The organism is Arthrobacter sp. AOP36-A1-22, from assembly GCF_052377615.1.
Classification (GTDB): domain Bacteria; phylum Actinomycetota; class Actinomycetes; order Actinomycetales; family Micrococcaceae; genus Arthrobacter_H.
The window spans coordinates 129,861-149,543 of the sequence record NZ_JBQSWX010000004.1; the positions used below are offsets into that span (position 1 = coordinate 129,861).

General features: G+C 60.9%; 16 protein-coding genes and 1 pseudogene. 14 read left to right on the plus strand and 3 right to left on the minus strand.

From position 1 onward, the window contains the following. The first annotated feature begins 122 nt into the window (after positions 1–122). From ACT3S2_RS04145 to ACT3S2_RS04165, 5 genes and pseudogenes are all read left to right on the plus strand, one after another. Positions 123–3,218 carry an SIR2 family protein gene (locus ACT3S2_RS04145; protein WP_444561286.1) on the plus strand — a complete coding sequence of 1,032 codons (3,096 nt, stop codon included), beginning with the start codon at positions 123–125 and terminating at the stop codon, positions 3,216–3,218. A gap of 329 nt (positions 3,219–3,547) precedes the next feature. Then, positions 3,548–4,474 (plus strand): HNH endonuclease, encoded by a 927-nt coding sequence (locus ACT3S2_RS04150; protein ID WP_444561287.1) that lies wholly within the window; start codon positions 3,548–3,550, stop codon positions 4,472–4,474. A 212-nt stretch (positions 4,475–4,686) separates the two neighbouring features. Then, complete coding sequence (locus ACT3S2_RS04155; RefSeq protein WP_444561288.1) at positions 4,687–5,037, plus strand: hypothetical protein; 351 nt, start codon at positions 4,687–4,689, stop codon at positions 5,035–5,037. 273 nt (positions 5,038–5,310) lie between these two features. Continuing rightward, positions 5,311–6,900, plus strand: a complete 1,590-nt coding sequence (gene istA / locus ACT3S2_RS04160; protein ID WP_444561289.1) for an IS21 family transposase — start codon at positions 5,311–5,313, stop codon at positions 6,898–6,900. Then, positions 6,900–7,304 (plus strand): annotated as a pseudogene (locus tag ACT3S2_RS04165) (ATP-binding protein); the annotation flags it as partial. The gene istA and the pseudogene ACT3S2_RS04165, both read left to right, overlap by 1 nt. Before the next feature lie 19 nt (positions 7,305–7,323). Here the strand turns inward: ACT3S2_RS04165 and ACT3S2_RS04170 are convergent. After that, positions 7,324–8,298: an IS481 family transposase gene (locus ACT3S2_RS04170; RefSeq protein WP_444561318.1), complete on the minus strand. Its 975-nt coding sequence runs from the start codon at positions 8,296–8,298 to the stop codon at positions 7,324–7,326. A gap of 50 nt (positions 8,299–8,348) precedes the next feature. Between ACT3S2_RS04170 and ACT3S2_RS04175 the strand changes: the two genes are divergently transcribed. Together ACT3S2_RS04175 and ACT3S2_RS04180 are read left to right on the plus strand one after the other, a co-directional pair. Further along, positions 8,349–8,768, plus strand: coding sequence for an ATP-binding protein (locus ACT3S2_RS04175; protein ID WP_444561290.1), 420 nt, complete (start codon positions 8,349–8,351; stop codon positions 8,766–8,768). 413 nt (positions 8,769–9,181) lie between these two features. Next, entirely contained in the window at positions 9,182–10,024 is an 843-nt protein-coding gene (locus ACT3S2_RS04180) for an urea carboxylase-associated family protein (protein ID WP_444561291.1), read from the plus strand. Between the two features lie 87 nt (positions 10,025–10,111). On the opposite strand, the gene ACT3S2_RS04185 is transcribed toward ACT3S2_RS04180, so the two are convergent. Beyond that, positions 10,112–11,302 (minus strand): ROK family protein, encoded by a 1,191-nt coding sequence (locus tag ACT3S2_RS04185; protein ID WP_444561292.1) that lies wholly within the window; start codon positions 11,300–11,302, stop codon positions 10,112–10,114. 246 nt (positions 11,303–11,548) lie between these two features. Between ACT3S2_RS04185 and ACT3S2_RS04190 the strand changes: the two genes are divergently transcribed. From ACT3S2_RS04190 to ACT3S2_RS04220, 7 genes are all read left to right on the plus strand, one after another. Next, positions 11,549–12,277, plus strand: a complete 729-nt coding sequence (locus ACT3S2_RS04190; protein ID WP_444561293.1) for a sugar phosphate isomerase/epimerase family protein — start codon at positions 11,549–11,551, stop codon at positions 12,275–12,277. Beyond that, a complete protein-coding gene (locus ACT3S2_RS04195) occupies positions 12,274–13,377 on the plus strand; it encodes a Gfo/Idh/MocA family protein (RefSeq protein ID WP_444561294.1) in 1,104 nt (367 codons plus the stop codon). The genes ACT3S2_RS04190 and ACT3S2_RS04195 overlap by 4 nt, the downstream gene beginning before the upstream one ends. Before the next feature lie 128 nt (positions 13,378–13,505). Next, positions 13,506–14,831, plus strand: a complete 1,326-nt coding sequence (locus tag ACT3S2_RS04200; RefSeq protein WP_444561295.1) for an ABC transporter substrate-binding protein — start codon at positions 13,506–13,508, stop codon at positions 14,829–14,831. 44 nt (positions 14,832–14,875) lie between these two features. Beyond that, positions 14,876–15,880, plus strand: coding sequence for a carbohydrate ABC transporter permease (locus ACT3S2_RS04205; protein ID WP_444561296.1), 1,005 nt, complete (start codon positions 14,876–14,878; stop codon positions 15,878–15,880). Then, the gene (locus ACT3S2_RS04210) at positions 15,873–16,712 is read left to right on the plus strand and encodes a carbohydrate ABC transporter permease (protein ID WP_444561297.1); all 840 of its coding nucleotides are present in this window, start codon (positions 15,873–15,875) and stop codon (positions 16,710–16,712) included. Before ACT3S2_RS04205 ends, ACT3S2_RS04210 begins: the two co-directional genes overlap by 8 nt. A 32-nt stretch (positions 16,713–16,744) precedes the next feature. Further along, a complete protein-coding gene (locus ACT3S2_RS04215) occupies positions 16,745–17,866 on the plus strand; it encodes a Gfo/Idh/MocA family protein (protein ID WP_444561298.1) in 1,122 nt (373 codons plus the stop codon). Between the two features lie 52 nt (positions 17,867–17,918). Next, positions 17,919–18,947 carry a sugar phosphate isomerase/epimerase family protein gene (locus ACT3S2_RS04220; RefSeq protein ID WP_444561299.1) on the plus strand — a complete coding sequence of 343 codons (1,029 nt, stop codon included), beginning with the start codon at positions 17,919–17,921 and terminating at the stop codon, positions 18,945–18,947. A 220-nt stretch (positions 18,948–19,167) separates the two neighbouring features. Here the strand turns inward: ACT3S2_RS04220 and ACT3S2_RS04225 are convergent, their stop codons facing one another. Continuing rightward, a complete protein-coding gene (locus ACT3S2_RS04225) occupies positions 19,168–19,572 on the minus strand; it encodes an ArsR/SmtB family transcription factor (protein ID WP_444561300.1) in 405 nt (134 codons plus the stop codon). Positions 19,573–19,683: the final 111 nt, after the last annotated feature.

Consider the following 19,683-nt stretch of genomic DNA (forward strand, 5'->3'; position numbering starts at 1 on the left):
TAGTGTAGAAAATCACTATTGAGCGATTGTATTATGCGCAAATCTGAACGATTAGAGTGTTTTCTAGTATTGGCATCCCCACAGCCGGGAATTGTCGCGATTGTTTTCGGAAGTGGGGAGAAATGAATCAATATTTGGAAAGACTGCGGTCGGTCATAAACGACGGATCTGCTGTAGTCATCGTCGGCGCTGGTGCTAGCAAGGCTTTGACGGGAGGCCATCCGGCGTCTGATTGGGTAGGACTCATAAAGAACGGAATTGAACGCGCGGAGAGCAACCTCGAAGGTCTTACTGATTGGTCTATCCATCAGAGAGGTGGGCTCGAATTGGCGTGCCAGAGTGGGGACCCAGGCGAATTGATTTCGGTTGCTTCCGCTGTCGGCGGGAAACTGAAGGGATTCTCTAGTCAATTGTACTCTGACTGGTTGCGAGATACCGTCGGCTCGTTGACGGTATCCGATGAGTCCTTAGCGGAGAGTATTTTTCGACTTGGTTGTCCTACTCTGACGACCAACTATGACACGTTGCTTGAAGATGCCAGCGGGCGGGACTCAACGGACTGGACCGAAGTTGAATCCATGAGAGCGGTCTTTCGAGGAGCAAGTAAGAAAGTTGGCCACCTGCATGGAATTTATACCAAACCAGATTCCGTAGTTCTTACTGAGTCGGACTATGCGAATATCATCGGAAATAAAGCAGCCCAATTTGTGCAGCATACCCACTATGCGTCGAAGTCCTTCGTCTATATTGGTTACGGTGGAGGATTGAGCGACCCGAATTTCTCGAAACTGATCGAGTGGCACGCAAGCATGTTTCCGGCTTCCCAGAGTGATCACTTTCGGCTTTGCAAAGATGCGGAAGCACTTGAACTGACTCGTGCTCATGCTGGCCACGACATTCGTGTGATTCCTTATGGTGACGATCATTCCAAGCTTCCTGCGTTCTTGAATAGTCTCAGCCCAAGTGAAAATACGGCAGCTGTAGTTCCGCAAAAATGGGACAAGCTCGCATACGCACGACTAGCGATTACAGAGCAGGTTCGTGAACAAATCGTTATTGGTGCCGAGTTCGATGATGTCGACGATCTAGAGTTGGCCCAATTGACAGTTCCACCCGTTCTATTGCCGTACTCGCATGATCAGTTTGCTTCCTTGCGTGCGGCAAAGGGGGCAGCTAGGCCAAAGAGGTTGAGTGCGAATGAGCTTTGCAATTCGCCAAAAGTACTGATCGTTGCAGGAGAAGAACACTCTGGGCTTTCGACTGCCCTTAGGTGGCTTATCTCAGAAGCTTCGACGGGTCACTTCGAGTTACCGCCGATGTATGTGGATATGCAGAAAGCCTCTACCACCGCAAAAAGACCACTCTCGTCTTTGATGAACATCGAGGCAAGAAATCAACGGTTAATAGACTCTAAGAAAGCAGATCTCCCTTCGTGTGTCTTGGCCGTGGACAATATTACTGACGTCGGCAGAGACACGTATGGGAAGGCCTTGAATGACTTGGCTGCCTTGGAGGCACCGTTTATCGTTTTGGGGTGCCGTCAAGGAATGGAAGATCGCCTCGAGAATGATTTGCCTGACAGCTTCAAGTCTGTCGAGAAGATATTTCTGGGCAAGCTGAGTCGATCTGATATCAAAGCATTGGTACAGCTGATTTCGCCTGCCAGACGCGACGAAATTTCCGCGGAAGTTGTCGATGTGCTTAGACGCGAACATCTCCCGCGCAATCCATTCACTGTGTCGCTTTTGATATCCCTGATGGTGCAATCACGGACCGACCGTTCACATAACTCTGAGACGGCTGTGCTTGATGACTACATTCACCTCCTGTTGGGGCGCAACGGGCCCGTGGTGGATGCACGCGTCGCTCTCGATATTAAGAATCGAGAATCAGTATTGGCGGAACTGGCGAAGTCGTTTGTCCGTGAGCGGCAAGGCGCGATGTCAGAACAAAAAATTGTCAGTTTGATTGGTGAATATTTTGATGCTGTCCAGTGGAAAAATAGCCCAGTCGAGGTCTACAAGAACTTTTGCAGTATCAGAATCTTACGTCCGGTCAATGCTGAAAAAGTCCAATTCCAACAGTCGAGTTATTTGCACCTATTCGCTGCGAAAGCAGCAATGCGTGATCCCATTTTCCTAGAAGAGTTGTTGGCGGACCCGATCTTCTTCGCGCCGATTATCGGTCACTACGCTGCATTGGTACGGAACAGCGCGCCCGTAGTGCAGCGAATGCGGGAAATAGTACAACCGTACGTCATTTCTGATGTTCCGGAAGGTCGAGCGTTTCGCGTCTCTGAAAGAAGAGCTGCTCCAGAGTCGCTCACAACAGGACTTGGTTTCGATGAAGCTGAGGATCTTCCGGAAGACGCGCACGACGCGCACGGGGACGCTGAGGGTATTTCTCATGATGACGACTACGACATCTCTGATGATCATGACCGCATACCATTTCCGTTGGTTGACACTTCGGAGTTTGAACCAGCCGAGAAGCTTTCGTGGACTGTTGATCTAGTTTCGAGAGTTTTGAGGGATTCGGATGAAGTCTCTGATGCGCAACTCAAGAACCAGGCTTTCGCTGACGTGCTGTGCGCGTGGGGATATCTGGTGGAGCTTTGGGAGAAGGAGGAAGTGTTTGCCGGTCCTATTCGTCGAATTGTGAATGCCATGGTTGAAAATGGCGATGTTCCTGAGGATGAAGAAGAAGCCATAGCTGCGCAGATGGCTCTACTGCTCCCCGCTTTTTCTGTAATGACTGGGATTTCGTCGGCTCTAGCGTCGAACAAGCTGCTAGTTTCATTCGATGAGTTGCCGAGCAATCCTGTTTTTGGACGGAGCCCCTACGGCCCGCCGATGGCAGCAATATTTGCGGCTTGGGTCCAAGCATCGGGATGGACAGAAAGATTGCCGAGCCTTATTGAGACCCACGGGGACCGCTGGATGGTTAGTGACTTCATTTTTGTGCTCATGATGATGGCATACAGGTCACAGGTGCTCTCACGGGAAGACGAAGATAAGATTTTGCAGTTCCTTAGGAAACGGAATGAGCAGCGTTACGTTTACAAAGACAACAGAACTAGGAACTACTTGATGGGGGAGTTCTTACGGCGGGTACGAGAATCCCGGACTCTTCAAATCGGAAAGAACCGACCGCAGAATACTTTTGTAGCTGAAATTCTTGAGTCTGGAGAGAACGAGGATGACGACGAAGAGTCGTAAATATTCGTGTATAGGTGCTTCCCGTATAGGTGCTTGTCCACTCTCAGGATTACTTGGAGGATGGGACGCTGACAGCTCAGAATTCGTTCTAAGAGTGAAGGATCTCGCCGTCAAGAAGGTGAGTAGGCAGTGACGCTCATCCGAATATTTGTTGCCTGCGATGGCAGACGGGAAATGAGTCAAACTTTCGTTCCTGAGTATTTTGGATAGTGGTTTTACATACTTGGAGTAAGTGCTGGAACGACTGAGTCCTTGATTTCCAGCAGATTAGGGAAAGCTCTTAGCCGCGGCAGAGTGACTCTACGCAAATGAACGTCGGCAGGGGGATCATGAACAAAGAAGGCGCGATTCGGAGAGAGGCAATTCAGTGGCTGAAGTTCAGGAGCGATGATGGCGCCACTCCGTTGGATCGAGACGAGATTTTAGATTTTCATTTCGAGGGGGAGCCATTTCGGCTGCAGCCTACGCAGACTGGAATTTGGAAACCTCGGGGTTTTGAAGCGGCTTTATCAATTGTGACTGTTTTCCGTGGCCCGAAACAGAAACGTCCGTATGAAGACACGATTGGGAATGACAACCTTATTCGTTATGCATGGCGAGGCGACGACCCCAATCATCATGATAACCGTGCTCTCCGAAGCGCCATGGAGAACCAGGTTCCAATTATATGGTTTATCGGAGTTGGTATGGGGCCAGCGACGTTCCAAGTAGTGTGTCCGGTCTATCTGATCGCGGAAGAGCCCAAATTTAGGCGCTTCGTGATTGCGCCCGTTGATGATGAAGCTTTCCTGCCTCGAGAGACAGGTAAGGAGACGGAAATTCAGGAAACGGTCAAGCGCTACCTGTCCCGTGAGACTCGCGTTCGGCTTCATCAGCCGGTATTCAGGGCTACCGTTCTTCGGGCGTACGAAACACACTGTGCTGTGTGCAACTTGGGCCACCGGGTCCTTCTCGATGCCGCACACGTGGTTCCCGATGCAGACGAACTTGGGATCGCTTCTGTAGTTAACGGAATGGCGCTGTGCAAGATTCATCACGCCGCATTCGATTCATCGATTCTCGGAGTCAGTCCAGATCATCGTATCCATATTCGACGAGACCTTCTTGAGGAGATCGACGGGCCCATGTTGCAGCATGGGCTAAAGGAACTGCACGGTTCGAAGCTCATGAAACTCCCCGCGAAAAGGAGCGAACGGCCGCGTTCGGACCTCCTGGAGATTGCGTACAAGAAGTTTTTGGAGGCGGAGCCAGCATAGACGGACGCGCATTCCCATGCCAAGGCACGACGAACACATGGTTGGCTACTGGCGAGTGCGGCTTTCGGGCACTGCCGATCCGGGTAGGTGGTGTGGAACCTCAATACAGTGTAGATACCGGTTCTCTTCCCTGCGTGGACAGTGGATCTTATGGCATACCATCTGCCCAGACCTGCCGTACCAACAACCCGTACCCGCCAGCTGCTTCGTTCGTGGTGGCAATCCTTGTGGCCGTCGCCATGATCCAGCCGTGGGATCGGGCTGCCCGGTTCTACAACTGGCTCGGTGGGATTGCCTCGGTGGGTGTGGTCCTGCTGCTGACGACAGCCTCCAGTGCCGTGCCGGTCCTCTTCTCGCGAAAGGAACGGGGCGGAAGCCGCTTCCGGCGGCACACGGCATCGGCCCTCCGCCCGGGTGGGTTGCTGTTGTTCCTGGGGATCATCCTGCTGAACCTGCTCAGCTTGGTGGAGGGGCCTTCCTGCGGGCCGTTATCGATCGGCATGCTGGTGCTGCTGGGTGTCGACTCCGCTGCGGGCCCGCTCAGGTATCTTACGTCGCCCTAGAGTAGAGGTTTAGGGACCCGTGGAAGCGTGTTGACTGGCGATCTGGGTGAGGTTCATGCAGTCGTCGTCCAACAGGTCGGTGGTCACCGGGCCCAAGGTGGAGGGTTCTTGCGTGAAACGAACACCGAGTGGCGAGTAGCGCTTGACGGTAGCGCACGTCTGGACATTTGGTAGCACGGTTCCGGGGATATGGTAGCGCTCCGGGCATGGGGCTGCTCTGATGTGAGATGACGACACAAGGGGTGTTGTCTTTTCATTTTGGAGGGTGGGGTCATGGCGGACTATCGAAAGATCTTGGTGCTGCTGCTGGAGGGGCGCAGCTACCGCGAGGTTGTAGAGATCGCGGAATGCTCGCACCGCGACGTGTCACGGGTTCGGCAAGAAATCCGTGAGCGGGCCCTGACCTCGGTGGTCGCGGTGAGCGACGCTGAGCTCGCGCAGTGGTTCCCGGACGGGCGGCGGAAAGTCTCGGATGAGTATGACCAGCCCGACCTGTCGCGGGTGGTGGCGGCGATGAAGCAGAACCGGCACTTCACTTTGCTGTTGGCCTGGCGTCGATACATCGACACCAAGGAAGCCGGGAAGAAGTATGGGTATTCGCAGTTCTGTGCACTGTTCACCGACTACCTCCGCACCCACGATCTCGTGGCCGTGCTGCGCCACCAGCCAGGTCGGGCGATGCTGGTGGACTGGGCCGGCGACACAATGGACGTCGTGGACGCGATCTCCGGCGAGGTGGTCCGAGCGGTTCTGTTCGTTGCGGTGTTGCCGTACTCTGGCGCGGTGTTCTGCCGCGCCTATGCGGATATGAAGTCCCCGGCGTGGCTCGACGCCCACGTGCAGTCTTTCGCGTTCTTTGGTGGCGTGGCGCAGATCGTCGTGCCTGATAACCCGACGACCTCGACCCACCAGGCCCGCAAGGGTGATGCCGAGCGGGTGGTGAACGCACGTTATCAGCAGCTCGCCGACCACTACCAGACCGCGATCGTGCCGGCGCGAGTGAAGAAACCCCGAGACAAGGCGGCGGCCGAAAACGCGGTCAACGTGGTGAACAAACGCGTCATCGGCTATCTCGAGGACGATGTATTCACGACCCTCAGCGAGCTGAACGAGGCGATCGAGGAGCGGGTGAGGGAGATCAATCATGATATCCGCCGCGCCGACGACACGTCCCGGTGGGAGAGATTCAAAGCCGAGGAAGCCCCCGTTCTCGGCCCGCTGCCCGAGGACGGGTTTGAGGACGTCGAGTGGAAGGAGCTGAAGGCGGCTCGAAACTACCACGTCACCGCGGACACGCAACGGTATTCCGTGCCGTTTGCGTTGGCGGGCCGGTTGCTGCGGGTGAGGCTGACATCGTCCCGGCTGACCGTCTTCGACGGACACGAGAGGATCTGCGAGCACCCCCGGTTGACGGGCCGCAAGGGGCAATACTCGACGTTGCCCGAACATGTTCCGCCGCAGCATCGCAACATCGATGGGCTGTGGTCCAGGAGTTGGTTCACCGATCGGGCCCGCAGTGTCGGGCCGGCAACAGTGCCAGTCATCGAACAGATCCTCGATGGCCAAGTGATCGAGGCGCAGGGCTATTTGACCTGCCAGAACATCCTCGACGGTCTCGGCAAAAACAACCGGGAACGATTGGAGGCGGCCTGCCAGGAACTCATGAACCGCCGTGCCCATCCGAGCTATACGAGCCTGAAGCGCTTGATGGCGGCGATCGACAGCGATGCGAAAAAGCCCCGGCCGGTGGTCCCGGTGGCCTCGACGCGCAAACGCGTCAGACCCGTCGTTTTCCCCGACATCACCGCGGATGTTTATGTTCGCGATGCCTCTCATTACGTACGCGACGAGGAGGGACAGTGATGTTCACCAGCATTGACTACGACAAGTTCCGGGCCTTGCGCGTGACCCATGTCGCGACCCGGCTGGAGGAACTCATCCAGGACGAAGCCAACGACACGCTCACCCCCGAGCAGTTGTTCCTCACCGCCGTCGATGATGCGTTGGAGTCCCGACGCATCAACAAAGTCGACAAACTCATCCGCCAGGCCGCTTTCCCCATCCCGGGGGCGACTGTCGCGGAGGTGGACTACCGCGATGGGCGCGGCATCACGCCGGTCAGAATGCGACGCTATGCAGTACATGACTGGCGATCGGACGCGACGAACTTGCTCATCATCTCGCCTACCGGTGGCGGGAAGACCTACCTCGCATGCGCGCTGGCCATCGGCGCCTGCCAGAGTGAACACTCGGTTCTCTACTTCCGGATGGACGATCTAGCTGTACTCAGCCATTTCCTTGTTGACACCTACTCATGGGTGGATGTCCTCCGAGGGCGCTGTGGCGGCGTTGGTAGTTGTAGAAGTCTAGCCATGGTTTCAATGCGTTCGTTCGTGACTCGTTATCAGCGAATGGCTGTCGGTAGGCCCAGCCTTCCTGCAGTGTGCGGTTGAAGCGTTCTGCCTTGCCGTTTTGCCAGGGATGACGCGGCTTGGTGCGCACGTGTTTGGCGTCGAGGTCGGCCAAGGCCCGGGCAAAGTCCTTGGAACGGGTGTAGGCCCACGCGTTATCTGTCATCACTCGTTGGACTGGAGCCCCGTGGCCAGTCATGAATGCCGCTGCACGCCGGATGAACGCGGCACTGGTGCTTCCGGTCTCGTTGGGTAGGACCTCGGCATAGGCCAGACGCGAATGTTCATCCACTGCGACGTGGACGTAGTCGTAGCCGACCTTGCCGTGGCCGGTTTTGTGGTTCTGCCGCGATTGTTCCGGATCCGCGCGCCAGCCTCCGCCGTCGGGGATCCGGCCGAGTTTCTTCACGTCGGTGTGCATCAGTTCCCCGGGATGTTCACGTTCGTAGCGGCGTTCGGAGGCCCGGCCGGCGCGGATCCTTTCCCCGGTCATCGGGTCCATTTCCCAGATCCGTGGCAAGCCGGCACGGGCGATGATCCGCGAGACGGTGCGCTCAGGGATGCCGGTGCGCCAAGAAATGTCCGCGGGGCCTTCGCGGTGTTCTTGTCGATCGTTCAGGACCTTGGCGGCCTGGTCGGGATCGGTCGCGTTCGCGTGGGAGTGTGGCCGAGAGGAACGGTCCCGCAGGCCGTCAGGGCCTTGATCGGTATAGCGTTTGACCCACCGGTAGGCGGCGGTTCGGGAGATTCCCATTTGCTTGGCTACGTGGGCTGCTGGTTGGCCGGCATGGACCCGGTCCACGAGCAGACGTCGACCGTGCGGGGTCAGGCGGGAATTGTGGTTGAGGATCGGGCGACGGACGATATCGTGGGACATGGAGACCTCTTGGATCGGTTGTTGTGGTAACTACCAACCTAAGAGGTCTCCACCTATTTAACTGTCAACAATGTCCTGGCCGAGTACATCTAGCCCGTCGGCTCATCGTCGCGCGGAGCGACGGCATCGCCCACCAGAAACTGTTGAACGAACTTTCCAACATTGACCTGCTCATCATTGATGACTTCCTTACGGTCGGCATCGACAGTGACGCGGCCAGCGACCTGTTCGCGATCCTCGCGAACCGCGAGCATCGGTTGCCAACGATGATTGCCTCGCAGACCGAGCCGGCGCACTGGGTTGCCGAACTGCCGGACCGCGTTGCTGCGGACTCGATCGTGAACCGGCTCGCCAACAACGCCAGAATCATCAACCTTGGCCAGATCGACATGCGTAGACACCGCAACGACCAGGCTCGGGCCCACGAGGACTATTGGGAATAGCAGCGTAGCGGCCCGGGAACTCGACTAGGGCCGCTACCGCCTCGTCAGAAACGCTACCAACTACGCGGACTCGCGCTACCGTCAAGCCCTACTCGCCACACCGAGGCCTCGCAGGCGCTCAAACTCGGCGTGGGCGTCGTCAACGGAGAATTGCGTGAACGGGATGCCGTCTGCGACCAGGGCGTCCCTGAATGGCTTTGCTGCCGGATGGCCGCTGGGGTCGAGGAGGAGTTCGGTGCCCTCGGGGTCCTCCGCGGAAACCCCGGTCAGTCAACGATCCTCATGGCTGCCGCCTTTCATCTCTTGCTTCGCATCAGCAGAGGCCTTGTGGTTAGTCTCGGTGAGCGACAGCATAGGCAGGTACCTGTTGGCCCTCGGGACCACGGGATCCAGCCTCGCCCCTAGGAGTTCCGATGACACCAGATCCTCGATTGACCGAAGCCGCCTACCAAGGAAGGGCCTTGGAAGTTGACCGTGAGTTCTACGGGCGGATTGGCGAACAGGCGGAGCAACGCACCGTGGTGCGCGAACTGACTGTGCAGATCCGTTCGGGGGAGGCGTGGGAGGTACCGGCAGGACACGTATGCCGGATCTCCTCGGTCGAAGGTCCACAGGTCGGGGATCTGAATTTGTGGAACCGCCACGATCCCCGCGAACGCTTCTGGGCGGCGCGCACCCGTCAACTCCAGGCCGCGCATCTGGGTACCTACGACCGACTCTGGTCGACCCTGCCGTTCCTGAGGCCCATGGCAACGATCGTGGGGGATACCCTGACGGACTACGGTACCGATGCCGACGGTGGACGTTTGCACGACACCCTGGGTACGCGGTGCGACCCCTATGTTTCTCAGATACTCAACGACGTTGATTTCGATTTCCACTGCCATTCGAACCTGGTGCGTGCCGTGCTGCCGTTCGGACTCACAGAATTCGATGTCCACGATGTGCTCAACGTCTTCCAATGCACGGGACTGAATGATCGGGATGAGTACTTCATGAAGACCTGCCCGGCCCGGCCGGGGGACTATTTCGAGTTCTTCGCCGAGCAGGATCTGTTGGCCGCACTGTCGGCGTGCCCCGGCGGTGACCTCTCTCAGCCCATGTTCGGTGCCGGAACCGAGGACCCGGTGGAGAACTGCCATCCCCTACAGGTAACTGTCTACGCTCTCGACGAGGAACTGACCCGTGGCTGGTGCGAGCCGGAGTCACCGCGCTATCGAGGTGCTCACGGTCTGCGGGCGCAGCCCTGGGTCTAGACGCGCGGTGTCTGGCGGCAGGAGTTCATCAGGCCCCCTATGTAACGATAATTGGTGAAACGGTAGTCGCATCACCGCGTTCAGGGCCTAGCTATGAGGCACCTCGATAGCCTTCGGCGAGAGCGCGAACTCCGACGCCAAGGCCACGGCGCCGAGGACGCCGGCGTGGGAACCGGAGCTGGACGCGATGATGCGCAGGTGCTTGGTGGCCAGGGGGAGTGAGCGTTGATAGACCACCTCTCGGATCCCTGCCAAGAGGTGCTCGCCCACCTGGGCCAATGAGCCGCCGACGACGATGACCGACGGGTTCAGCAGGCTGACGCAGGTGGCCAGCACACTGCCGAGGTCCCGACCGGCCTGACGCACCGCAGCAATGGCGGCGGCATCGCCGTCGCGCACTTGCTGGGCCACGAGGGATGGGATGTTCTGGCCCGGTTTGGGGGTTAGGCCCAACTTCAGGGCGATGGCCGGGCCGCTAGCAACTGCCTCCAGGCAGCCCACATTCCCGCAGGTGCACAGGGTCTCTGGTCCGCCGGGGACCCGCACGTGCCCGAGGTCTCCTGCGGTTCCCTGGGCGCCACGTTCGAGGTTGCCGCCGGCAATGATGCCGGCGCCGATGCCCGTGGCCACCTTCACGAAGAGGATGTCCTGGTCGGTGGGCAGGTTTGCTTTGTGCTCGCCGAGGGCCATGATGTTCACGTCGTTATCCACCAGCACGGGAACGTTGTAGTCCTGGTGCAGCCGGGCCGGTAGGTCGTAGCCATCCCAGCCCGGCATGATCGGAGGGCTGACCGGACGGCCCGTCTGGAATTCCACCGGGCCGGGGAGCCCAACGCCGATGGCTGCGAGTTCGTTGGTTGTGCGTCCCGCCTCGGCAAGTAGCCGCCCGATGGTCTGGGCCAGCCAGCCCACCACTGCTTCGGGGCCGTCGGCAATCGGCAGCATCTCCCAGAACTCGGCTTTGACGTCCCCGGCAAGGTTCGCCAGTACGGCTCGGGCGTGGCTGGCCCCCAGATCCGCGCCGATGACGACGCGGGCGTCGGGGTTCAGCGCAAAAAGCGACGGCGGGCGACCGCCGGTAGAGGTGGAATCTCCCACGGGGGCGACATAGCCGAGCTGCAGGAGGGTGTCCACCCGGGAGGCCACCGTGGAACGAGCCATGCCGGTGACCTGGGCCAACTCGGCCCGAGTCCGCGGGCGTCCGTCACGCAGCAACTGCAGGAATTCGCCGGCCTTGGCTAGGTCGGCCGTGCCGTTCTCCGCCGTGTCGATTGGCATGGTCCCTCTTCTCGTGCGTCGTCGGTGATCGGTTGCTTGCAGCGATCATGCCAGTAGATTCGCCATTCCCCATCTTGGTGAAGAGGAATGGTCGCGAATCACCTTTTGAGTATATATCTACATCTTTTGCTTGACGTTCGTCAAAAGTAATCGTACGCTCAATCCAACGTTGATGTGATCGTCATCACGACGATGGTCGCAACAGTAGTAGTCCCGATAGTCCGTGCAGCACCGAGGAGCCTCTTCATGACACCGTCCGTCCAGCTCTATACGGTTCGCGGCCATTTGGCCGAGGACCTACCAGGAACGCTTGAAGCGATTGCCGGCATCGGCTTCAGCCAGGTCGAGCCCTACGCCTTCGTCGAACGGGCCGCGGAATACGCGGAACACTTGGGGCGCCTTGGCCTCTCTGCTCCGACCGCCCATGTGAAGCTCTTGGGAGGGGACCTCGACGCGATCTTTGCCGCAGCGAAGCAACTGGGCATCGGCACCATCATCGATCCCCATATCGACGAATCTCGCTGGGCCAGCCGCGAGTCCGTAGCCGCCATTGCCCGCGAGCTGAAGGACATTGCTGCGCAGGCCGCCGAGCACGGGCTGGCCGTCGGCTATCACAACCACGCCTTCGAGCTGGAGAACCGGATCGACGGAACCGCAGCCCTGGAGGTCTTTGCCGAGGAGGTGGGGGAGGCCGTTGTCCTGGAAGTGGACACCTACTGGGCGGAAGTCGGAGGAGAAAGTGCTCCCGAACTCTTGGGCCGGCTGGGTGATCGCGTCCAGGCCCTTCACGTGAAGGACGGGCCCAAGACCAAGAACGACCTGGAACAAGTAGCGGTCGGTGCGGGATCGATGCCGATTGCCGAGATCCTTGCCGCCGCACCCCACGCGCTGCGCGTGATTGAGCTCGATGACTTCGACGGTGACGTCCTGGAGGCCGTCACCGATTCCTACAACTTCCTGGCAGGAACCAAATGAGCACCACCACGGGCATTGGAATCGTCGGCGCTGGAACCATTAGCGACCAGTATCTGGAAAACCTCACGCGCTTCCCTGATTTACGGGTGCTCTTCATCGCCGACCTCGATGAGGCACGCGCTGCCAGCCAGGCTGCCGCATGGGGGGTCCCGGCCTCGGGTTCCTATCAAGCACTCTTGGAGAACCCCAATGTGGAGATCGTCGTCAATCTGACCATCCCGGCAGTACACGTCGAGGTCGCCCTCCAAGCCGTCCGCGCCGGCAAGCACGTCTGGGGAGAGAAACCCTATGCGCTGGACCGCGAGTCCGGGCGCGAACTCATGGATGCCGCCGCCGAAGCAGGGGTCCGCGTGGCCGTGGCCCCCGACACGTTCCTGGGCGCCGGGCTGCAAACTGCACTGCGCGCCGTCCACGCCGGGTCCATCGGCCAGCCGCTGACCGGGCTGACCCTCTTCCAGGTTCCCGGACCCGAATCCTGGCACCCCAGCCCCGAATTCCTGTTCGCGCACGGCGCCGGCCCCATGTTCGACGTCGGCCCCTACTACCTGACCACGCTGGTTCAGGTCTTCGGTCCGATCAGTCGGGTAGCCGCGACAGCCTCCCAGGCCCGCGCCAGCCGCACCATTGGCTCCGGGCCGAAGGCCGGCACCGAGTTCCCCGTCGAGGTGCCTACCCATATATCCGCGTTGATCGAATTTGAATCCGGGGCGAGCGCGCAATCGGTCTTCAGCTTCGATTCGAAACTCCCGCGCGCCGGGTTCGTCGAGATCGCCGGCACCGAGGGCACCGCAGTGTTCCCGGATCCCAACATGTTCGACGGTGAGACCACCCTCCATACCGGCGAGGACGAATCCCGCGTCATCGAGGCCGAAGGCTCCCTGTTCACCCGGGGCACCGGTGTCGCCGAACTCGCGCAAGCCCTCCACGAGGGCCGACCTGAACGGGTTCCCGGGGAACTGGCCTTCCACGTCCTGGACACCATGGTCTCCATCAGCGAAGCCGCAAACTCCGGACAATTTGTCGACGTGACCAGCACGGTCCAGCCCTCCACGCCGCTGGACGCCGACTGGGACCCTTCGAAAGCCAGCAGCTCCGTCTGATCAAACACACCGGGCCAGCCCGGCGCATCCCTCCGTATCCACTCCAGCAACAGGCCACCTAGCCACCGCTTGCCCTCAGCATCACCGCACCCGGGCCCCGCCCGATGAGAAGAAAAAGAGAAACCACCATGAAAACCCCCATGAAATGGGCCGCCGTCCTCTCTATCGGTACCCTCGCCCTGGGCCTTTCGGCCTGCGGCAGCTCAAGTAATGACGACGTCGGCGACGCAAAGGCCGGTGGAACCATCACCTACTGGGCCTCCAACCAGGGCACCTCGGTTACCGACGACGAGCGGGTGCTGCAGGATTCCATCGACCGCTACACCGAGGAGACCGGAACCAAGGTCGAGCTCGAGGTGATCCCGTGGAGCGACCTCTACAACCGCATCCTCACCGCCGTCTCCTCGGGCGACGGGCCCGACGTGCTGAACATCGGCAACACCTGGGCTGTCTCCCTGCAGGCCTCCGGCGCCTTCATGCCTTGGGAAGGCGACGCCCTGGACAAGATCGGCGGACAGGACCGCTTCGTGCAGACCAGCTGGGCCACCGGCGGGGCCGAGGGCAAAGTGCCGACCTCCGTCCCGCTCTACGGGCTGAGCTATTCGATGTACTACAACACCAAGATGTTCAAGGAGGCCGGCATCGAGAGCCCGCCGGCCACCTGGGATGATTTCGTCGCCGACGCCAAGAAGCTGACCAAGGACACCAACGACGATGGCAAAACCGATCAGTGGGGCGTGTCCCTGGCCGGAGCCTCGGTCACCAATAACGCCCACGCAGCCTTCATCCGCGGCCTGCAGAACGGCGGATCCCTGTACGACGCCGACGGCAAGCCACAGTTCGCCACCGACGGAGTGGTCAAGGGCGTGAACCAGTGGGTCCAGCTGATGGGCTCCGACGGCGTGGTCAACCCGTCCATGGCCGAAGCCCAGAACGGCTCGGATATGGTCGAGGACTTCGCGGCGGGAAAGTCGGCCATGTTCTTCGATCAGGCCCCCGGCAAGACCCTGAACGCCCGGGACATGAAGGACTATAAGGCAGCGCCGGTGCCGATGATGACCGCCGAGGCGACCGGCCTGGAGGGTACGCAGAGCCACGTCGCCGGGATCAACGTCTCGGTCTTCGACAACTCGGATAACAAGGCGGCGGCCGTCGATTTCGTGAAGCACCTGACCAGCGACGATGAGCAGATCTACCTGAATAAGGAATACACCGCGCTGCCGGTGGTCACCGCCGCCTACGACGATGAGGCCTTCCAATCAGACGAGATCACGCTGAAGAAGGACATCCTGGCCAACCATGCCCAGCCGATGCCCCTCTACCCCTCCGAAAGCCAGATGGAGACCCTGGTCGGCACCGCGGTGAAGAACCTCTTCGCCAAGATCGCCCAGGGCGAGAAGGTCAGTGAAGCGGACGTGAAGAAGGCGCTGGACAACGCGAATTCGCAGATGTAACCGTCTCCGCCCACCCCTCGTCGAATCCGCTGAAAGGACTGACCATGGGCCCCACCCTCGAAGCCGGCAAACGCCGTCGGGCCGCATCCGATCCGGGCACCCGCACCGCGGGGCGCCCGGCCCCGGCCGCAACGCCCCGCAAACGCAAAAAGGACCTGTTCCCGTATCTGCTCGTCGCCCCGGCGAGCATCATGGAACTGCTGATCCACATCATTCCCATGGCCCTCGGGGTCTGGATTGCGTTCATCGCGCTGACCCAGTTGAGCATCGCGAACTGGGTGCAGGCGAAGTTCATCGGATTCCAGAACTTCGTCGACGGGCTCAACCCGGCAGGCCCGATCGGCAGCCAGTTCTACGACGCCCTCGGCCGGACGGTGCTGTTCACCATCATCGTGGTGGGCCTGGCCTGGAGCATCGGGATGTTCGCCGCGGTTCTGCTCTCCTCGAGCTTCCGGGGCCGCGGCTTCCTGCGGACCCTGTTCCTGGTCCCGTACGCGTTGCCCAGCTATGTGGGCACCATCGCCTGGGCGTTCATGTTCAACCAGCGCGACGGCGTCATCAACCGTTTGCTGGTCGATGACCTGGGGCTCCTGGACCACCGGCCGTTTTGGCTACTGGGTTCCAACGCCTTCTGGGTCATGGTGATCGTGACGGTCTGGCAGTTCTGGCCCTTCGCGTTCCTGATGCTGCTCGCGGCCCTGCAGAACATCCCCGGCGACGTTTATGAGGCCGCAGCGCTGGACGGGGCGAGCCTGTGGAAGCAGTTCACCAACATCACCCTGCCGATGATCCGCCACGCGAACACGGTCTTGCTGCTGATCCTCTCGCTGTGGATCTTCAACCAGTTCAACGTCCCCTACGTCCTGTTCGGGCCGGCCTCCCCACCGGAGGCAACACTGATCTCCCCGCTGATCTACCAGCAGTCCTTCAGCAACTGGAACTTCGGCGTCGGTGGGGCCATGAGCGTCCTGCTGCTCATCGTGCTGCTGATCGCCTCCGCCTTCTACATCCGACTCGTCATGCCGAAGGGAAAGAGCACCGATGCTTGAAACCCGTGGATTCCGGATCCTGCGCACCTTCGGGCTGCTCGGACTCTCCGCGATCGTGATCCTGCCGCTGTATGTCGTGCTGATCACCAGCGTGAAACCGCTCGAGGATGTGCGCGGGCTCTTCACCTGGTGGCCCAGCACCATCACCCTCCAGCCCTACGTGGACATCTGGACGACCGTCCCGCTGGCCGACTACTTCGTCAACAGCCTCATCGTCACCGTCAGCGCCACCTTCTTCTCGGTCGTGCTGGCCATCATGGCCGCCTATGCCATCTCCCGTTTCGAATTCAAGGGGGCCCGCACCTTCTCCCTGGTGGTCCTTTCCACCCAGATGTTCCCGGGCATCCTGTTCCTGCTGCCGCTGTTTCTGATCTTCACCCAGATCGAACGGACGGTGGGGCTGCAGCTTTCGGGCAGCTACCTCGGCCTGATCCTGACCTACCTGACGTTCTCGCTGCCCTTCGCCATCTGGATGCTCACCGGTTTCTTCGCCTCCATCCCGCGGGCACTGGAGGAGGCGGCGATGATCGACGGAACCGGACGACTCGGCGCGCTGATTCGGGTGGTCCTGCCGGTCGCGAGGCCCGGCATCGTCGCGGTGTCGGTGTACTGCTTCATCACCGCCTGGGGCGAAGTGCTCTTCGCCTCGGTGCTGACGAACTCCTCCACCCGCACCCTGGCGATCGGGCTGCGCTCCTACGCCTCCCAGAACGACGTGTACTGGAATCAGCTGATGGCCGCCTCGGTGGTCGTCTCGCTGCCGGTCCTCATCGGCTTCATGCTCGTGCAGCGCCACCTCATCGCCGGGCTGTCCTCCGGCTCCGTTAAGTAACCCCCACCCGACCATCTGCGCAGGAGACACCCGTGAGCACCACATCCACAGCACCGCTGAAAGTCGGGATCGTCGGCGGCGGCTTCATGGCCAGCACCCATGCCCGCGCCGCCCGGACCGCCGGCGCCGAGATCGTCACCCTGATGTCCTCGGACCCCGACCGCTCGGCAATCGCCGCTACCGAGTTGGGCATCCCGCACGCGTCCAGCTCCTGGGAAGAACTCCTGGACCGCTGCGACGTCGTCCATATCTGTTCCCCGAATGCCGTCCACGCTGATCAAGCCCGCGCGGCACTGAATGCCGGTAAACACGTGGTCTGCGAAAAACCGCTGGCCACCGGCCGGGAGGAAGCCGGGGAGCTGGCCGAGCTCGCTGCCCGCACCGGTCTGACCGCCACGGTCCCGTTCGTCTACCGCTTCCACCCCATGGCCCGGCAAGCCAGGCACCAGGCAGCCGATGGCGGGATCGGGCGCCTGCTCACCGTGCGGGGAAACTACCTGCAGGATTGGATGCTCTGCGACCAGGAAACCAACTGGCGGGTGGACCCCGTTTCCGGGGGACCCTCCAGGGCCTTCGGCGATATCGGCTCCCATCTGGTGGACCTGCTCGAATTCGTCTCGGGCGAGCGCATTGCGAGGGTCAATGCCCGCTTGGGTATCGCACACCCCACCCGTGGGGGAGAGGTGGTGGAAACCGAGGATGCTGCCGTGTGCATCGTGGAGATGGCCGGCGGTGCCATCGGCAGCCTCATGGTCTCCCAGGTCGACGCCGGCCGGAAAAATGCCCTCATGCTCGAAATTGCCGGAACCCGGGGCTCCGTGGTCTTCGACCAGGAGCACCCCGACGAACTCTGGCTCGGCGGCCGGGCAGGATCCACCATCCTGGCCCGCGACGCCCCGCAGCTGGTCCCCGATGCCCAGCGACTCTCCACCGTTCCCGCAGGGCATCCCATGGGTTACCGTGAAGCCTTCGCGGCCTTCGTCGCCGATACCTACGACCACATCTCCGGCGGATCTCCCTCCGGGTTGCCGACCTTCGCCGACGGGTTGCGGGCCAGCGCGATCACCGACGCGGTGTTGGCTTCCGCAGCCACCGGCCGGTGGGTCGACGTCTCCTCGGTCACCGATCACCCGGCGGTGCAACATAGCCGGTGAGCCCCTGATCTTGAACCCCACCCCTTCACCCCCGCACCCACAGGAGGAACCGATGACCGTGACACCGCAGTCAGCCCCGCAGCAGCCCGTCACCTTGTTTACCGGCCAATGGGCCGATATGCCTTTCGAGGAGGTGGCCCGCAGGGCTGCCGCATGGGGGTACGACGGATTGGAGATTGCCGCCTCCGGCGACCACCTGGATCTGCAGCGTGCCGATGAGGACGACGCCTATCTGGCCTCCCGGCTCGAGATCCTGGACCGCCACGGGCTCAAGGTCTGGGCCATCTCCAACCACCTGGGTGGGCAGGCCGTCTGCGATGACCCGATCGACTTCCGCCACCAGGGCATCCTGCGCCCCTATATCTGGGGCGACGGCGAGGCCGAAGGCGTGCGTCGGCGCGCCGCAGAAGATATGAAACGCTCGGCCCGGGTAGCCCGCAAACTCGGTGCCGACACCGTCGTGGGCTTCACGGGATCGAAGATCTGGCAGTACGTGGCCATGTTCCCTCCCGTCCCCGGCGAGGTGATCGACGCCGGTTACCGGGACTTCGCCGATCGTTGGAACCCCATCATGGACGTGTTCGACGACGAAGGGGTGAAATTCGCGCTCGAAGTGCACCCCTCCGAGATCGCCTACGACTACTGGACCACCGTGCGCACCCTGGAAGCGATCGGCCACCGGGAGTCCTTCGGGCTGAACTGGGATCCCAGCCACATGTTCTGGCAGGGCATCGACACGGTCGGATTCATCAGCGACTTTGCCGACCGGATCTACCACGTGGACTGCAAGGACACCCGACTGCGCCCGCCGATGGGCCGCAACGGGATCCTCGGCTCCCATCTGCCCTGGGGCGACCCACGGCGGCGCTGGGACTTCGTCTCCACCGGCCACGGGGACATCCCCTGGGAGGACGCCTTCCGAGCACTGGCCCATATCGGCTACGACGGACCCATTTCGGTGGAGTGGGAGGACGCCGGAATGGACCGGCTGCACGGCGCCGCGGAAGCCGTCGGGCGGATCCGCGAATTGTTGTGGAAGCGGCCGGAGGCCTCCTTCGATGCGGCGTTCTCCCAGCAGTAGTGCCTAGTCAGCCATGGTGACGATCTGGATGAGGTTCCCGCAGGTGTCATCGAAATCCGCGGTGGTCACCGGTCGAGGGTCATTGGTTCCCAGGAAAAATGCACCCCGAGACAGCGTAGGCGTTCGAATTCGGCGTGGACGTCATCAACAGCGAACTGGTTGAAGGGAATCCCAAGTGCCACGAGGGCGTCCTTGAACACTGGTCAGGTGGATTCTCATATCAGTGAGTTCCGTCGGGGGCGATGCGCCCGGTCAAGTTCTCCGCCACGTGATCCAAGGCCCCGGGGACCAGGGAGTAGTAGGCCCAGACCCCGCGCTTCTCGCGGTGCAGGAAACCGGCGTCGACCAGGATCTTCAAGTGGTGGGACACCGTGGGCTGGCCCAGCTGCAACGGCTCGGAGAGATCACAGACGCAGGTCTCGGCGTTGGTGCCGGCCGCCACGATGGACAGGATCCGCAGCCGGCTCGGATCGGCCAGCGCCTTGAACGAGACGGACAGCGCTTCGGCAGCGTCGAGGGCCAGCGGAATCCTGGCGGGGGAGGAGGTGCACCCCGGCGCGGTTTTCGTGGCGGCGGATGCCGGGTCGGTGCCCGGGGCGAGCCGGCCGGTCGTTGACGTGGACATGAACTGCCCTGCTTTCTGGCGCTCCCGATCGGGAGATTGACATCTGTCGATATCGACCAACATACTCGATGCATCGATGTTCGTCGATATAGACCCCGGGAGTTCCACACC

What these genes read in the sequence shown, in the direction of transcription:
- ACT3S2_RS04190 (WP_444561293.1), top strand. Translation starts at nt 11,549, where the DNA reads ATGACACCGTCCGTCCAGCTCTATACGGTTCGCGGCCATTTGGCCGAG.
- ACT3S2_RS04220 (WP_444561299.1), top strand. Translation starts at nt 17,919, where the DNA reads ATGACCGTGACACCGCAGTCAGCCCCGCAGCAGCCCGTCACCTTGTTT.
- istA (WP_444561289.1), top strand. Translation starts at nt 5,311, where the DNA reads ATGGCGGACTATCGAAAGATCTTGGTGCTGCTGCTGGAGGGGCGCAGC.
- ACT3S2_RS04150 (WP_444561287.1), top strand. Translation starts at nt 3,548, where the DNA reads ATGAACAAAGAAGGCGCGATTCGGAGAGAGGCAATTCAGTGGCTGAAG.
- ACT3S2_RS04195 (WP_444561294.1), top strand. Translation starts at nt 12,274, where the DNA reads ATGAGCACCACCACGGGCATTGGAATCGTCGGCGCTGGAACCATTAGC.
- ACT3S2_RS04145 (WP_444561286.1), top strand. Translation starts at nt 123, where the DNA reads ATGAATCAATATTTGGAAAGACTGCGGTCGGTCATAAACGACGGATCT.
- ACT3S2_RS04185 (WP_444561292.1), bottom strand. Translation starts at nt 11,302, where the DNA reads ATGCCAATCGACACGGCGGAGAACGGCACGGCCGACCTAGCCAAGGCC.
- ACT3S2_RS04180 (WP_444561291.1), top strand. Translation starts at nt 9,182, where the DNA reads ATGACACCAGATCCTCGATTGACCGAAGCCGCCTACCAAGGAAGGGCC.
- ACT3S2_RS04225 (WP_444561300.1), bottom strand. Translation starts at nt 19,572, where the DNA reads ATGTCCACGTCAACGACCGGCCGGCTCGCCCCGGGCACCGACCCGGCA.
- ACT3S2_RS04200 (WP_444561295.1), top strand. Translation starts at nt 13,506, where the DNA reads ATGAAAACCCCCATGAAATGGGCCGCCGTCCTCTCTATCGGTACCCTC.
- ACT3S2_RS04210 (WP_444561297.1), top strand. Translation starts at nt 15,873, where the DNA reads ATGCTTGAAACCCGTGGATTCCGGATCCTGCGCACCTTCGGGCTGCTC.
- ACT3S2_RS04205 (WP_444561296.1), top strand. Translation starts at nt 14,876, where the DNA reads ATGGGCCCCACCCTCGAAGCCGGCAAACGCCGTCGGGCCGCATCCGAT.